Annotated in this window: 16 protein-coding genes; 9 read left to right on the top strand and 7 right to left on the bottom strand. The window is 66.3% G+C overall.

Annotated features, from left to right (window positions below; genetic code table 11):
• Positions 1-8: 8 nt before the first annotated feature.
• The 4 genes from GA0071312_RS09740 to GA0071312_RS09725 are packed head-to-tail and all read left to right on the top strand — an operon-like array spanning position 9 to position 5,282.
• On the top strand, positions 9-1,259 hold the full coding sequence (locus tag GA0071312_RS09740) for a sarcosine oxidase subunit beta family protein (protein WP_074444812.1): 1,251 nt from the start codon (positions 9-11) through the stop codon (positions 1,257-1,259).
• Between the two features lie 11 nt (positions 1,260-1,270).
• The gene (locus GA0071312_RS09735) at positions 1,271-1,630 is read left to right on the top strand and encodes a sarcosine oxidase subunit delta (RefSeq protein WP_074444811.1); all 360 of its coding nucleotides are present in this window, start codon (positions 1,271-1,273) and stop codon (positions 1,628-1,630) included.
• Positions 1,627-4,656, top strand: coding sequence for a sarcosine oxidase subunit alpha family protein (locus GA0071312_RS09730; protein WP_074444810.1), 3,030 nt, complete (start codon positions 1,627-1,629; stop codon positions 4,654-4,656). The genes GA0071312_RS09735 and GA0071312_RS09730 overlap by 4 nt, the downstream gene beginning before the upstream one ends.
• Complete coding sequence (locus GA0071312_RS09725; protein ID WP_074444809.1) at positions 4,653-5,282, top strand: sarcosine oxidase subunit gamma; 630 nt, start codon at positions 4,653-4,655, stop codon at positions 5,280-5,282. Before GA0071312_RS09730 ends, GA0071312_RS09725 begins: the two co-directional genes overlap by 4 nt.
• Before the next feature lie 29 nt (positions 5,283-5,311).
• On the opposite strand, the gene hydA is transcribed toward GA0071312_RS09725, so the two are convergent.
• Entirely contained in the window at positions 5,312-6,778 is a 1,467-nt protein-coding gene (gene hydA / locus GA0071312_RS09720) for a dihydropyrimidinase (protein ID WP_074444808.1), read from the bottom strand.
• Between the two features lie 80 nt (positions 6,779-6,858).
• Between hydA and GA0071312_RS09715 the strand changes: the two genes are divergently transcribed.
• Complete coding sequence (locus tag GA0071312_RS09715; protein WP_074444807.1) at positions 6,859-7,524, top strand: aspartate/glutamate racemase family protein; 666 nt, start codon at positions 6,859-6,861, stop codon at positions 7,522-7,524.
• A 118-nt stretch (positions 7,525-7,642) separates the two neighbouring features.
• Here GA0071312_RS09715 and GA0071312_RS09710 read toward each other — a convergent pair whose 3' ends face one another.
• Positions 7,643-8,194 (bottom strand): type II toxin-antitoxin system VapC family toxin, encoded by a 552-nt coding sequence (locus GA0071312_RS09710; RefSeq protein ID WP_074444806.1) that lies wholly within the window; start codon positions 8,192-8,194, stop codon positions 7,643-7,645.
• A gap of 21 nt (positions 8,195-8,215) precedes the next feature.
• Complete coding sequence (locus GA0071312_RS09705) at positions 8,216-8,500, bottom strand: hypothetical protein (protein ID WP_074446058.1); 285 nt, start codon at positions 8,498-8,500, stop codon at positions 8,216-8,218.
• A gap of 251 nt (positions 8,501-8,751) precedes the next feature.
• Between GA0071312_RS09705 and GA0071312_RS09700 the strand changes: the two genes are divergently transcribed.
• The gene (locus tag GA0071312_RS09700) at positions 8,752-9,201 is read left to right on the top strand and encodes a host attachment protein (RefSeq protein ID WP_074444805.1); all 450 of its coding nucleotides are present in this window, start codon (positions 8,752-8,754) and stop codon (positions 9,199-9,201) included.
• Between the two features lie 6 nt (positions 9,202-9,207).
• Here GA0071312_RS09700 and GA0071312_RS09695 read toward each other — a convergent pair whose 3' ends face one another.
• Positions 9,208-9,630 carry a (R)-mandelonitrile lyase gene (locus GA0071312_RS09695; protein WP_074444804.1) on the bottom strand — a complete coding sequence of 141 codons (423 nt, stop codon included), beginning with the start codon at positions 9,628-9,630 and terminating at the stop codon, positions 9,208-9,210.
• Between the two features lie 164 nt (positions 9,631-9,794).
• Between GA0071312_RS09695 and xdhC the strand changes: the two genes are divergently transcribed.
• A complete protein-coding gene (gene xdhC, locus GA0071312_RS09690; RefSeq protein ID WP_083204670.1) occupies positions 9,795-10,382 on the top strand; it encodes a xanthine dehydrogenase accessory protein XdhC in 588 nt (195 codons plus the stop codon).
• A complete protein-coding gene (locus GA0071312_RS09685; RefSeq protein WP_074444802.1) occupies positions 10,375-10,851 on the top strand; it encodes a nucleoside deaminase in 477 nt (158 codons plus the stop codon). The genes xdhC and GA0071312_RS09685 overlap by 8 nt, the downstream gene beginning before the upstream one ends.
• Before the next feature lie 9 nt (positions 10,852-10,860).
• Here the strand turns inward: GA0071312_RS09685 and GA0071312_RS09680 are convergent, their stop codons facing one another.
• From GA0071312_RS09680 to fumC, 3 genes are read right to left on the bottom strand one after another with little or no spacing between them, the layout of a single operon-like run.
• Positions 10,861-11,100 carry a ribbon-helix-helix domain-containing protein gene (locus tag GA0071312_RS09680; protein WP_074444801.1) on the bottom strand — a complete coding sequence of 80 codons (240 nt, stop codon included), beginning with the start codon at positions 11,098-11,100 and terminating at the stop codon, positions 10,861-10,863.
• Positions 11,093-11,314, bottom strand: a complete 222-nt coding sequence (locus tag GA0071312_RS09675) for a DUF4169 family protein (RefSeq protein ID WP_074444800.1) — start codon at positions 11,312-11,314, stop codon at positions 11,093-11,095. Before GA0071312_RS09675 ends, GA0071312_RS09680 begins: the two co-directional genes overlap by 8 nt.
• 4 nt (positions 11,315-11,318) lie before the next feature.
• The gene (gene fumC, locus GA0071312_RS09670; RefSeq protein WP_074444799.1) at positions 11,319-12,734 is read right to left on the bottom strand and encodes a class II fumarate hydratase; all 1,416 of its coding nucleotides are present in this window, start codon (positions 12,732-12,734) and stop codon (positions 11,319-11,321) included.
• A 116-nt stretch (positions 12,735-12,850) separates the two neighbouring features.
• Between fumC and GA0071312_RS09665 the strand changes: the two genes are divergently transcribed.
• Complete coding sequence (locus tag GA0071312_RS09665; RefSeq protein ID WP_074446057.1) at positions 12,851-14,245, top strand: cytochrome P450; 1,395 nt, start codon at positions 12,851-12,853, stop codon at positions 14,243-14,245.
• Positions 14,246-14,491 lie beyond the last annotated feature (246 nt).

Below are 14,491 nucleotides of genomic sequence, written 5' to 3'. Positions count from 1 at the left end.
AGGGCGGCATGACACGGTATTCCTTATGGTCGTTGCTGCGCGAGGGGCTCCGTGGCCACACGGGCTGGCAGCCGGTCTGGCGCGAGGCCGAACCGAAACCCGCCTATGACGCGGTGATCATCGGCGGCGGCGGGCATGGCTGCGCCACGGCCTATTATCTCGCGAAGGAGCACGGCCTCACCAATATCGCCATCGTCGAGAAGGGCTGGCTCGGCGGCGGCAATGCGGCGCGCAACACCACCATCATCCGCTCGAACTATCTCTATGACGCCAGCGCCGCAATCTACGATCACGCCCTGCAGCTCTGGAAGGGGCTGGGGCGCGAGCTCAATTTCAACATCATGATGAGCCATCGCGGCGTGCTCAATCTCGCCCATGACGATAACGAGGTGCGCCAGCTCAGGCGTCGTGTGGAGGCCAACCGCCTCAACGGCGTCGAGGCCGAATGGCTCGATGCGAAACAGGTGGCGGAATATTGCCCGATCATCAACATGAGCCCGGACTCGCGCTATCCCGTCATCGGCGCGACCCTGCAGCGCTCCGGCGGTGTCAACCGGCACGATGCCGTGGTCTGGGCCTATGCCCGCGCCGCGCATGATCTGGGCGTCGACATCATCCAGAATTGCGAGGTGACCGGGCTGAAGATCGAAGCCGGGCGCATTACCGGGCTCGAGACCAGTCGCGGCACCATCCGCACGCCGAAAGTCGCGAGCGTCGTCGCGGGCCATACCAGCGTGATCGGCGCCATGGCGGGCCTGCGGCTGCCGATCGAGAGCCACCCGCTGCAGGCACTCGTCTCGGAGCCGATCAAGCCGGTCAATCCCTGTGTCGTGATGTCGAATGCGGTGCATGCCTATTGCAGCCAGTCGGACAAGGGCGAGCTCGTCATCGGCGCCGGGATCGACGCGCATCTCTCCTATACCCAGCGCGGGGCGTTTCCGGTGATCGAGGAGGAGATCGCCGCCGTGCTGGAACTCTTCCCGATCTTTTCTCGGCTCAAGCTGATGCGCCACTGGGGCGGCATCGTCGATATCTGCCCCGATGCGAGCCCGATCATCTCGAAGACGCCGGTGAAGGGGCTTTATATCAACGGCGGCTGGGGCACCGGCGGCTGGAAGGCGACGCCGGCTTCGGGCCATGCGCTTGCCGATCTCGTCGCGCGTGACGAGCCCAACGCCATCGCCGCGCCCTATTCGCTTGAGCGCTTCACCACCGGCAGGCTCGTTGCCGAACACGGCGCCGCCGCCGTGGCGCATTAGGGGGAATTGCCATGTTTCGCATCCGCTGCCCCTATTGCGGCGATCGCGACCAGATCGAATTCGGCTATGGCGGCGAGGCGCATATCGCCCGTCCGCGCGAGCCGGAGGCGATCAGCGATGCGCAATGGGCCGATTACGTCTTCATGCGCACCAATACCAAGGGGCTCTTCGCCGAACGCTGGGTACATTCCGCCGGCTGCCGGCGCTGGTTCAACGCCCTGCGCGATACCGCGACGGATCGCTTCGTCGCCACCTATGTGATCGGCGAAAAACCGCCGCTGCCGGTCACGCAAGGCGGGGATGAAGGCGCACCCGTCGAAGAGGGCGCCGAAGCAGAAGCGGCGGAAATCGCAGGTGGAGGCCGGCCATGAGCCCACAGCCCGCACGCCTTGCGCAAAACCGCCTGCCCCAGGGCGGTCTGATCGACCGCACGAAGCCGATCACATTCTTCTTCGACGGCAAGCGCTATCAAGGCCATGCCGGCGACACGCTCGCCTCGGCGCTTCTCGCCAACGGCGTGCATCACGTGGCGCGCAGCTTCAAGTATCACCGCCCGCGCGGCATCCTCGGGGCCGGCCCGGAGGATCCCGGGGCGCTGGTGCGCATCGGCTCCGATCCGGCGACAATGGTGGTCAACCAGCGTGCCACCGAGGTGGAACTGTACGACGGGCTCAAGGCCTTCCCCCAGAATTGCTGGCCCTCGCTGCGTTTCGATATCGGTGTCGTCAACGACCTGATGCACCGGTTTCTGCCGGCGGGTTTCTATTACAAGACCTTCATGGGGCCGCCGGGAAACTGGATGGCCTTCGAACCCTTCATCCGCCGCGCGGCAGGTCTCGGCCCGGCGCCGAGCGCACCCGATCCCGCGCGCTACGAGCACATGAACCGCCATTGCGAGGTGCTGGTCATCGGATCCGGCCCCGCCGGTCTCGCGGCAGCGCGTGAAGCGGCGCGTACCGGCGCGCGGGTGATCCTCGCCGAGGAAAGCGCGGCCTGCGGCGGGCGCATCCTCGCAGAGGCCGAAGGCGATGCGCTGATCGAGGGGCTCGCGCCCCGCGCCTGGTGCGCGGCGGTGCTGGACGAACTCGCCGCGCATCCCGAGGTGACGCTTCTCACCCGCACCAGCGCTTCGGGCTATTATGCCCAGAACTGGGTGACGCTATTCGAGAATTGCACCGATCACCTGCCCCCATCCGAGGCGGGCAATCTGCCGCGCCATCGCCTGTGGCGGGTGCGCGCGCAGCAGGTGATACTCGCCACCGGCGCGATCGAGCGACCGCTCGTCTTCAACGGCAATGACCGCCCCGGCATCATGCTGGCCTCTGCCGCGCGGACCTACCTGCATCGCTACGGCGTGCGCCCGGGCGAGAACGCCGTGATCTTCACCAATAACGACGATGCCTGGCGCAGCGCCTTCGATCTGCATGATGCGGGGACACGCATCGCCGCCATCATCGATACACGACCCGATCCCGCCCATCGCGATGCGGCGCAGGCGCGCGGGATTCCGGTCAGGCTCGGCGCGACCATCCTCGCCACGCGCGGCCGTCGGCGCATCCGCAGCATCGATGTCGCGGCTTTCGATGCTGGCGGCGTGGCCGGCAGGCCCGAGCGCATCGCCTGCGATCTGCTCTGCGTCTCCGGCGGCTGGTCGCCGAACGTGGCGCTGTTTTCGCAATCGGGCGGCAGCCTGCGCCATGACGAGACGCTCGCCGCCTTCGTGCCCGACGCGGCGCGTCAGGCGGTGGTGCCGGTCGGCGCCTGTGCAGGAGATTTTGCGCTGAGCGACGCGATTTCGAGCGGCGCGGAGGCCGGGCGCGCAGCGGCGCGCAAGACGGGATTCGTTGCAGACGCAACCGATCATGCAGCCGGCGAGACCCGCAACGGGACGCCGCCCTACCGCGTCACGCCTGTCTGGGAGCTTCCCTCGAACCGCCCGAAATCGCGCATCCGCGCCTTCGTCGATCACCAGAACGACGTCACCGCCAAGGATCTGCACCTTGCCGTGCGCGAGGGCTATGGCGCGGTCGAGCATGCCAAGCGCTATACCACGACGGGGATGGGCACCGATCAGGGCAAGACCGTGGGCATCAATGCCATCGGGGTGCTCTCGGGCGTGCTCGACAAGCCGATCGGCGAGATCGGCGTCACCACCTACCGCCCGCCCTGGAAGCCGATCAGCTTCGGTGCCGTCGCCGGGCAACATGTCGGCGCGCTGTTCCATCCGCGCCGCACGACGCCGATGCATGACTGGCACGTGGCAAACGGCGCCGTTTTCGAGATCGTCGGCGACTGGTTGCGGGCGCGGGTCTATCAGCAACCGGGGGAGGATTTCGTGGCGGCGCTTCAGCGCGAATGCCGCGCGGCGCGCAACGCCATCGGCGTGCTCGACGCCTCCACGCTCGGCAAGATCGACATACGCGGCAAGGATGCCCGCGCCTTCCTCAACCGCATCTACAGCAATGCCTGGATGAAACTCGAGCCGGGTCGCTGTCGTTATGGTCTGATGACGAATGAGGACGGCATGGTTTTCGATGATGGTGTCACGGCCTGTCTTGCCGATGATCATTTCCACATGACCACGACGACGGGCGGCGCCGCGCGGGTGCTCGCCTGGCTGGAAGAATACCACCAGACCGAATGGCCCGATCTCGAGGTCTATATGACCTCCGTCACCGAACAATGGGCCGTCGCCTCGATCTGCGGGCCGCGCGCGCCGGAACTCGCGGCGGGTCTGTTCGACGATATCGATGCGGATCCGGAACGCTTCCCCTTCATGAGCCATGCATCCGGCCATATCGACGGGGTGCCGGCCCGGGTGTTTCGCATCTCCTTTACCGGCGAGATCAGCTACGAGATCAATGTGCCGGCGAGCTACGGGCTCTGGCTCTGGCGCACCCTGATGGAGCGCGGCGGGCCCTACGGCATCACACCCTACGGCACCGAGGGGATGCATCTGCTGCGTGCCGAGAAAGGCTTCATCATTGTCGGCCAGGAGACCGACGGCACGCTGACGCCGGTCGATCTCGGCATGGGCTGGGCGGTGAAGAAGAACGCGGATTTCATCGGCAAGCGCTCGCTCACCCGCTCCGATACGGCCCGCGACGACCGGCTGCAACTGGTCGGGCTCCTGAGCGATGATCCCGCCTTCGTCATTCCGGAAGGCTCCCAGATCATCGCCTCGGCGCGCGAGCAGAGCCCGCGCACGCCGATGATCGGCCATGTCACGTCGAGCTATTTCAGCCCCAATCTCGGGCGCGCGATCGCCCTCGCCGTCGTCGCCGGCGGGCATGGGCGCATGGGTGAGCGCATCCATGTCGCCCGCCGCGACGCCGAGCCCGTTCCCGCCACGATCACCGGCACCGATTTCCTCGCAGGCCTGAAGGACGCATCATGATCGACGAGCGCCGTGTTTCCCCGCTGGCTCACCGCGAGCCCCTCCATGCCGGCGATTTCGCCCATCTCGCAGAAGACGCCTTTCGCGGGATCGTGAGCGTGCGCGCCGCGCCGATCCATCTCGCAGCGCCCCTCCAGGCGGTGACGGGACGCATTCTGCCGATCCGCGCCGGCCATGCCGATCTGGGGCGTCGCTGCGCCGTGCTCTGGCTTGGCCCGGATGAATGGGCGATTCTTGCCGCGCCCGATACGGCAGCCGGGATCGCGCAGGATCTGTCGCAGGCGCTGGCGCTCTATCAGCATCAGGTGGTGGATGTCAGCGACTACAACACCGTGCTCAGCCTGCGCGGCAGCGCGGTGCGCGCGCTTCTCGCCAAGCTGATCACGATCGACCTGCATCCGCGCCATTTCGCCCGCGGCAGCGGCGTGGCCACCCTGTGCGGCAAGGCGCAGGTCTGGCTGATCTGCCGCGAGGACGAAAAGAGCGCCAGCGAGCCGCTCTTCGATCTCGTGGTGCGCCGCTCCATGGCGGATTACCTATGGTGCCTGATCGCCGATGCCGGTCGCGAATGGGCGTTGCCGCCGCAGGAGTCGATCGGCCAGGTCCCGCTGCACATGCCGGGATAAGGGCCGATCAGCCTGCGCGGATCATCCGCTCACAAGAGCTTCGCGCCGAAATTGCGGTCCGGGTCGAGCTCCATCGGCAGGTTCCCCGTCGGCGCGGCGGCGGGGCCGGCCTGGCGGGCGAGGAAACGGCCCGAGCCGGGAGCGGTTTGCAGCTTGCCCTCCTCGACGAGAGGATTGCCACGCAGGAAGACGCGCTCGGGCCAGCCCGTGACCTCCATCCCCGCATAGGGGGTATAACCCGTGCGGTCGAGCACCAGATCGTCTGATAGCGTGACGCGCTTCTGCGGATCCCAGATCACCAGATCGGCATCCATGCCCACGGCGAGATCACCTTTGTGGGGCAGATTGTAATGCGCCGCCGGCTGCGTCGCGGTCAGCGCGACGAAGCGTGACAGGCCGAGCCTCCCCTTCGAGACCATCGCATCGAACAGGAGCGGCATGCGCAATTGCAGGCCCGGCACGCCGTTGGCGATCTGCTTGAAGTTGACGTCCCTGCCCGCCAGGAACTTGCCGGTCTCGTCCGGAGCATAGGGCGCGTGATCGGATGAGATGGTCAGGAGATCGCCCAGTTCGAGCGCCCGCCACAAGGCGTCCTGATCCTCGAGCTCGCGCGGCGGCGGCGAGAACATCCATTTGGCGCCCTCGAGCCCCGGCTTGTCGAGCGCTTCCCTGGTGAAGAAGAGATATTGCGGGCAGGTCTCGGCGAAGACCTTGATCCCCTCCCCGCGCGCCCGGCGGATCACGGCGGCGCCCTCGCGGGTGGAGACGTGGAAGATCATCACCGGCTGGTCGAGCAGCGCCGACATCGCGATCAGCCGCTCGAACGCCTCCGGCTCGCTGGCGCGGGGGTGGCTGATCGCGTGGTATTTCGGCGCGGTATAGCCGCGATCGACGAGGCGCTTGGCCATCCAGGCGATCATGCCGTGATTCTCGGCATGAACGCAGATCATCGCGCCGTTCTCGCGCGCCACCGCCATCAGATCGAGCATCTGCTCGTCATGCAGGCGGATGGCGTCGTAGGTCATGAAGGCCTTGATCGAGGCATGGCCCTCGGCGATCAGCGCCGGCAGATCCTGCTTCAGGGTCTTCTGCGTCGGATCGGAGACGATCAGGTGGTAATTGTAGTCGATCACCGCACCCTTGCGTGCGAGCGCGGCGTAGTCGTCGACCACCTGGCGCATGTCCTTGCCGACATGCTGGGCGGCAAAGGCGATCACGCTGGTGGTGCCGCCATGGGCGGCGGAGGTGGTGGCGCTCTCCCAGGTATCGGCATTCATCACGCCGCCGCCGGAGAGCTGCTCGATATGGGCGTGGCTGTCGACACCGCCCGGCGTGACGATGCGCCCGCTCGCATCGATCTCGCGCTTGCCCGCGCCGAGACCATGGCCGATCGCGGCGATTCGCTCGCCCGAGACGGCGAGATCGGCCTCGACGCTGCCGGTCGAGCCGGCGAGAAGCGCGTTGCGGATGACGAGATCGTAGGCAGTGTCCGGCATGGTGCGTAAATCCCTTGTGCTTTTGTCCGACTGGACAATTTTCGCCCGCAGGTTTCAACTCCCGACAAGAGGAAAAGCAGATGAGCCGCCGCGCACGCATTCTGGTCATCAACCCGAATTCCAACGAGGCCGTCACCGACGGGCTCGCCGACGCGCTCGAACCGCTGGCCTTCACTGATGGCCCGGAAATCGTCTGCCGCACCCTGCGCGAGGGACCTTTCGGCATCGAGAGCCAGAAGGATGCCGAGAGCGTGACGCTGCCGCTGGCCCGCCTCGTCGCGGAGGATCCGGCGGATGCCTTCATCATTGCCTGCTATTCCGATCCCGGCCTGCATGTCTGCCGCGAGGCGACCCCGCGCCCGGTCTTCGGCATCGCCGAATGCGGCGTGCTCACCGCCCTGTCGCGCGCCGATCGCTTCGGCGTGATCGCCATCAAGGCCGGCTCGATCCGCCGGCATCTGCGCTATCTGCGCCAGATGGGGCTGATGGAGCGGCTCGCGGGCGAGCGTCCGCTGGAAATGTCGGTGGCCGAAACCGCTTCCGGCGAGGGAACGCTGGCGCGGATGATTGCGGTGGGCCGCGAATTGCGCGATCTCGACGGCGCCGAGGCGCTGGTCATGGGCTGCGCCGGCATGGCGCGCCACCGCAAGGCGCTGGAAGACGAACTCGGCATTCCCGTCATCGACCCGACGCAAGCCGCCGTCGCCATGGCGATCGGCGCGGTGCAGGTCGCGCAGATGCGGTGAAACACGGCTTGTCGCGGATCGAGCCGGGCAGGCCAGGCGTCGGAGCGCGACGCCTCCCGCATGGCTTTCCCTCCCGGCCGCGCGGTCGAGGCGGTCGCGCTCCGCTCCCTTGCGGGGGTCAATAAAACGCCACCCGCAGGCGCGGCTCGAGTTGGGCCAAATGATCGAAGTCCCCGAGATTGCGGGTTACCAACAGGCAGCCCAGCCGCGCGGCCTGCGCTGCGAGCACCGCGTCGCTTTGAGATTTGCGCCGGCTTTCCCGATCGTGACCTAGGAGCCGCGCCATGCATCCGGCAAGGATGTTGCCGCGCACGGCGTCTTCCGCCGTGAGATCAAAGATCCGGTGATCCGCGATGGCTGCCAGCAGATCCCGGATCGCGGCGATTGCATCGCTAGTCTCCGGATGTTTCGGGTCGAGCCTGCCGATCAGGAAACTCAATTCGCCGATCACCACCGGTGAATGCATGATCGTGCGCGCCGTTATGCGCTCCTCGATGACCTCAGGCAGCTTTCCCTGCAATTGATCGATGAAAATGCAGGTATCGAGCATGATCCGCTCGCCCGGTACGTCGCTCTCTGCAAAGCGATCCAGCTCCTCCGGCGGGCGAGCGGTGAATATCGTGGTGTGGCGTGCGGCGCGGCAGCGGCGGATGATCCTGTCGATATCCATCCAGTTCCCAGTTCCATGCGGTCAGAGGTCCAGATCGACCTTCGGGTCGATCCTGCCGCGCGCCGCACGAAACGCCTCGGGGAAGCCGTCATCGATCACGAGATTACCCAAAGCGAGTTCGATCAGCTGGCTGTCGCTCGCAACACCCGCCCGCTCGCGCGCGAGGGCGAGGAGCCTTGGATTCACGCGTCCGCCGAGCTTGGCGGTCTTGTCTCTGGTCATGCCGAGGCGATCGAGCAGGCCAAGCACATTGTCCCGCCGCCAGTTTGCCGGATCCTGCCTGTCGTCACGCGTCGTCTCGCTCATGGCACCCTCCTCGATGGCATCAATGTCGAACAAATACGCGAAAATGTCAAACATAGGCTGCGCATCAAACCCCCGAAACGATCGCCCTCCCCGTGCGTTGGCCGTATGCCGTCTTCGTTTGCGCATGAAAGATTGACGGAGATCATGGTGCCCCGTCGCATGGTCCGGCTCAATGGCTGCGTCTGGAACGGCGAAGGTGGCGCGCAACGGGAAGCCGGTTTACGAACCGCGAAAACGAGGGAGTGCACCACATGACCGAGCGTTTGATGATTCCGCATGAATGCCGCGTCGTCGTCGGGGACGGGGGCAAGGTACTTGTTCTATGCAATCACGGCTCACCCATCGCGCCGGATCTGCGGGTCGAGGATGTCTTCAAGGCTCCCGAGAACCCTGCGACTCATGAACAGGGTACCGACAGGCCCGGGCGCGCCATGGGCGTTGATGCGCATCGCTCGGGCGTCGGGCAAACCGATTGGCACCAGATCGCCGAACAGCGCTTCGCCAAGGAGATCGCCGAGACGCTGGAAGATATCCGGCGCGAGCGGGATGTGAAGAGCTTCATACTCGTCGCCCCGCCGAAAATCCTCGCGGAATTGCGGAAGGATATCAGCCATCAGGTCCGCGATCTGGTGGTGGCCGAGGTGGCCAAGGATCTCACCGGCCACCCCGTCCCCGATATCCAGAGCAATCTCGCCGATTGACGGATGTCACGCCTCGGCGGGCTTGTCCTGCGGCGCGACGGCGTATTGGGCGTCATCGACCCGCTCGAGCCATTCCACATGCACACCGTCAATATGCTCGTGAATGGCGATATGCGTCATCGCCCGGTCGGGCGCAGCGCCGTGCCAGTGCTTCTCGCCCGGCGGAATCCACACGGTATCGCCGGGCCGGATGACCCGCACCGGCCCGCCCCAGACCTGGATGTGCCCGATCCCGGCGACCACATGCAGCGATTGCCCGAGCGGATGCGTGTGCCAGTTGGTGCGCGCCCCCGGCGAGAAGATCACGCGGACCGCCTTGGCGCGCGCCGGCTCGGGCGTCTCCACGATCGGATCCTGCCAGACTTCGCCGGTGAAATATTCCTCCGCCACACGGCGCGAGGGCCGGGCTTCGGCTCTGAAGATATCCATGAAACGCTCTCTCCCTGTTGAGCCTGTGATTGGGCCGCAACCACGCGCCCGGGTCAAGCCGCGTATCGCGACACGCCGCTTTGCGCCGCTGCAATGGCGCAGTGTTCGAGGCCTGTGAGGAAGCCTTTGCCAGATGCATTGATCCGGGCCATCATCGCGCGGTCATGAGCGCATCATCGATCCTGCCCCCCTCTCTGCCCCCCTCGCCCGCCCGCCGCAGCGTCGCGCCGCCGCGCGCCTGGACCGAGTCCTATGGCGTGGCGCGCCACCCGGTCTGGCTGTTCGGCGCCGGGCATGTCGGGCGCGCGCTCGTTCTCGCGCTCGCGCCGCTGCCCTTCGCGCTCACCTGGTGCGACAGCCGCGAGGGCGCGTTTCCCGCGCATATCCCGGCCAATGTCACGCCTCTGCATCATGACGCGCCGGATGAACTCGTCGCGCGTATCCCTGCCGGTGCCTTCGTCCTCGTGATGAGCCACAGCCACCCGATCGATCTTGCCGTCACGGCGGCGGCTTTGGCGCGCGATGATCTGCCCTTTGTGGGGCTGATCGGATCGCGCACGAAGCGCGCGCGGTTCGAAAAGCGCTATCGCGAACTCGGCATCGCCGATGCGCGCATCGCGCAGCTTTCCTGCCCGATCGGGATCGCGGGCATTACCAACAAGGATCCCGCCATCATCGCCGCCGCGACGGCGGCGCAATTGCTTGCGCTGCGCGAAACGCTGCCCCATCAGGAGATCACGGACCATGCATGACGACGATGCCCGCTTTCTCGCGCATGCGGTGCGACTCTCGCGCGAGCATATGAACGAGGGCGCCGGCGGGCCCTTCGGTGCGGTAATCGTGCGCGACGGCAAGGTCCTCGCCGAGGGCTGGAACCAGGTCACCTCCGCGAATGACCCCACAGCGCATGCGGAAGTCGTCGCGATCCGGCGCGCCTGTCAGGCCGTCGGTGATTTTTCGCTCAAAGGCGCCGTGCTCTATACCAGCTGCGAACCCTGCCCGATGTGCCTCGCCTCGGCCTATTGGGCGCGCGTGGCACGGATCGTCTATGCCAATACCCGTGCTGACGCAGCGGCGATCGGGTTCGACGATTCCTTCATCTATGACGAGATTCCCAAAGCCCCGGAGGCGCGCAGCCTGCCGATCACCCACCAGCCGAACGCGGATGCGAAGGCGGTGTTCGAGGCCTGGCTGAACAAGCCCGACAGGGTTGCCTACTGATCGTCTTCCCTACTGATCGCTTGCGCGCTGCTTGCGCAGCTCTTCAAGCACATGGACGCGCAGGGCCGAGGAGAGATTCTCCCCCGCGCGCCCGGCATCGATCTCGGCGACGAGTTTCTGCAAGGCGATGCCGCGCGCCGAGGCGATGCGGCGCAGTTCCTCCCAGAACGGCTCCTCCAGCGAGATCGAGGTGCGGTGGCCGGCAATGGCGATGGAACGCTTGATGACCCCGCGCGGCCGGTCAGTCATTGTCGGGCCCGGCATTATCGGCGTCGTCATCATCCCGCGCGCCGAGGCGATGGCCTTCGAGCCGGGCCGTGTCGCGGGCGCGTTCGCTCTCGGTGAGCTGCTTCTCGCTCTTCCTGCGACCGAATTTCACCCGGTTGTCGGCGGCTTCGCGCTCGGCCTGTGCCCGCGCCTTGCGCTTGCGAAACTGACGCAGATTGACGACATCGCCGTTCATCGCCTCACCTCTTCGTCTTCGGCGCCTTTGCCGCGATCATGTCCTGCGGGCGCACGATGGTATCGAAAACTTCCGCCGAGATCTTGCCGGAAGCGAGCGCTTCCTCACGCAGGGTGGTGCCGTTCTTGTGGGCGGCCTTGGCGATATCGGCCGCGGCATCGTAGCCGATCGTCGGTGCGAGCGCGGTGACGAGCATCAGCGAGCGTTCCAGCAGATCGCCAATGCGCTCGCGATTGGCGCTGATTCCGGTGACGCAGTTATCGGTAAAGCTGCGCGCTCCGTCGGCCAGCAGCCGGATGCTCTGGAGCATATTGAAGGCGATCACCGGCTTGAACACGTTGAGCTCCAGATGCCCCTGCGAGGCGGCGAAGGCGATCGTCTGGTTGGCGCCCATGACCTGCGCACAGACCATGGTCAGCGCCTCCGCCTGGGTCGGATTGACCTTGCCCGGCATGATCGAGGAGCCGGGCTCGTTCTCCGGCAGCGACAGTTCCGCCAGCCCCGAGCGCGGGCCCGATCCGAGCAGCCTGATATCGTTGGCGATCTTGAACAGGCCGGTGGCGAGCGCGGTCAATGCCCCATGGGCGAAGACGAAGACATCGTGGCTCGCCAGCGCCTCGAACTTGTTCGGCGCCGTCTCGAAGGGCAGATCGGTCAGGCGCGCGATCTCCTGCGCAAAACCTTCGGGAAAATCGGGATGGGCGTTGAGCCCGGTGCCGACGGCCGTGCCGCCCTGGGCGAGGTCGAGCATGGCCGGCAGGCTCGCCTCGATCCGCCCGATCGCATGGGCGACCTGCGCGGCATAGCCGCCGAATTCCTGCCCCAGCGTGATCGGGGTGGCGTCCTGCATATGGGTGCGCCCGATCTTGATGATATCGGAAAATTCCTCCCCCTTGCCGGCAAGCGCTTCATAAAGATGCATCAGGCTCGGCAGCAGGCTGTGATGGATCTCCTCGACGGCGGCGATATGCATCGCCGTGGGAAAGGTGTCGTTGGAGGACTGGCCCATATTGACGTGATCATTGGGATGGACCGGCGCTTTCACGCCGCGCCCGGCGCCGAGCAGCTCGTTGGCGCGGTTGGCGATCACCTCGTTGGCGTTCATGTTGGACTGGGTGCCCGAGCCTGTCTGCCAGACGACGAGGGGAAATTCCGCGTCATGCTTGCCGTCAGCCACCTCCTGCGCCGCGGTGACGATGGCATCGGCGATTTTCGCATCGAGCAGGCCGAGCGTGTGATTGGTGCGTGCCGCCGCGCGCTTCACCAGCCCGAGCGCGCGCACCATCGGCCTCGGCATGCGCTCTGCTCCGATGCGGAAGTTCTGGAGGGAGCGCTGCGTCTGCGCGCCCCACAAGCGATCGGCCGAGACGGCGATCTCGCCGAAGCTGTCGGTCTCGATACGGGTCTCGTTTTCAGCCATGCTCTTCCTCCCGCACTGTCAACGCCCCACATCATGGGACGTTCGGCCCGAATCGCGAGGCCGTGGAGAATACTATGACGCAAACAGCCCCGATCGGCGAACCCGGGATCAGCGATATGACGGACACGTCGATGCCTGAGACGGGCCTGCGCCCGCCCGCGCCCGCGCCGCGCGACCGCCCGCCTGATCTCTTCGGCTTTCTTTCCGCCGCGCGCAGCAACCCGCTGACGACCTGGACGAAGGCGCATTTCGAAAAGCCGATCCTCTACGGCAAGGGCGTGATGGGCCGCGTGCTCGTGCTCAACGAGCCGCAGGCGATCCGGCATGTGCTGCTCGATAACGCATCCAATTACCGCAAGGACGACCTGCAACGCCGCGTGCTCGCGCCCGGTCTCGGCGAGGGTCTGCTCACCGCCGAGGGCGATGAATGGAAGCTTCTCAGACGCACGCTCGCGCCATTATTCTCGGCGCGGAATGTCACCGGCTTTCTCTCCATCATGGATGACAGCGCGCAGCGCCTCGTCGCCCGCCTTACGCGGCGTCTGCCGCGCGAGCGCGACATGTCGCTGGAAATGACCCGCGTCACCCTTGATGTGCTGGAGCGTACCATCTTCACCCACGGGCTCGACCGCGACCCGGATGCGCTGTCGCGGGCGATCACGCGGTTCTTCGAGGCTGTCGGCCCGATCGATCCGCTCGATGTGCTGCGCCTGCCCGATTTCCTGCCCCGGATCGGGCGCCTGCGTGCCCGCCCGGCCATCCGCTTCTTCGAAGAGGTGGTCGGCGAACTGATTACCCGCCGCCGCGCCCTGATCGAGAGCGGTGCGGATGCACCGCGGGATCTGCTCACCCTGCTGCTCGAGGCGCGCGATCCGGAGACCGGAGAGCCGCTCGACGAAATTTCCGTCCAGGCCAATATCGTCACCTTCATCGGCGCCGGCCACGAGACCACCGCCAACGCGCTGACCTGGAGCCTGTATCTGCTCGCCCGCGCGCCGGAATGGGCGCAGGCGATCCGCAGGGAGGCCGATGCCGTTCTCGGCGACGGCCCAGCCACGCCACAGACACTCGACAAGCTGGTCCATACCCGCGCCGTTCTGGAAGAAGCGATGCGGCTCTACCCGCCGGTGCCCTTCATGAGCCGCGAAGCGCTCGGACCCGACCGGATCGCCGGGATCCGCGTGCCGAAAGGCACCCTCGTCACCATCGCGCCGTGGGTGCTGCATCGCCACAAGACGCTGTGGGAGGAGCCTGATCTGTTTGATCCTGCCCGCTTCCTGCCGGAGTGCCGCGCCAGCATCCCGCGCTTCGCCTATCTGCCCTTCGGCGCCGGTCCGCGTGTCTGTATCGGTCAGAGTTTTTCCATGCAGGAGGCCATCCTGATCCTCGCCCGGGTCCTGCGCGCCGTCGATCTCTCGCTGGCCGGGGATGGCGCCGTCGAGCCGCTGCATCGGGTGACATTGCGCCCGGATCGCCCCGTGGTGATGCATCTGCGCGCGCGGCGTGATTGACGGGCCGGCGCAACAAGACGTCACGCACCGAGACCTTGTGCAGTTCGGGATAAGAAGCGGCATCTGAATTGCGCACGCACCTCGCTCTCCGAGGGACAGGAGGCCCGCCCTCCATGAAAGCCGCGCCCGAACTCCCCTCTCCCTGGTGGAGAGGGGTTGGGGGTGAGGGGCGCATCAGGATAAAGCGCGAGCGTGATGAAGCGCGACCGTCATCCACGGCAGAGTATAATCATCAACGCTCCTCAC

It is taken from the genome of Saliniramus fredricksonii (assembly GCF_900094735.1).
In the GTDB taxonomy this organism is placed as follows: Bacteria; Pseudomonadota; Alphaproteobacteria; order Rhizobiales; family Beijerinckiaceae; genus Saliniramus; species Saliniramus fredricksonii.
Note: the sequence above shows the minus strand (reverse complement) of the source record. Positions and strands in the feature narration are given on the sequence as shown.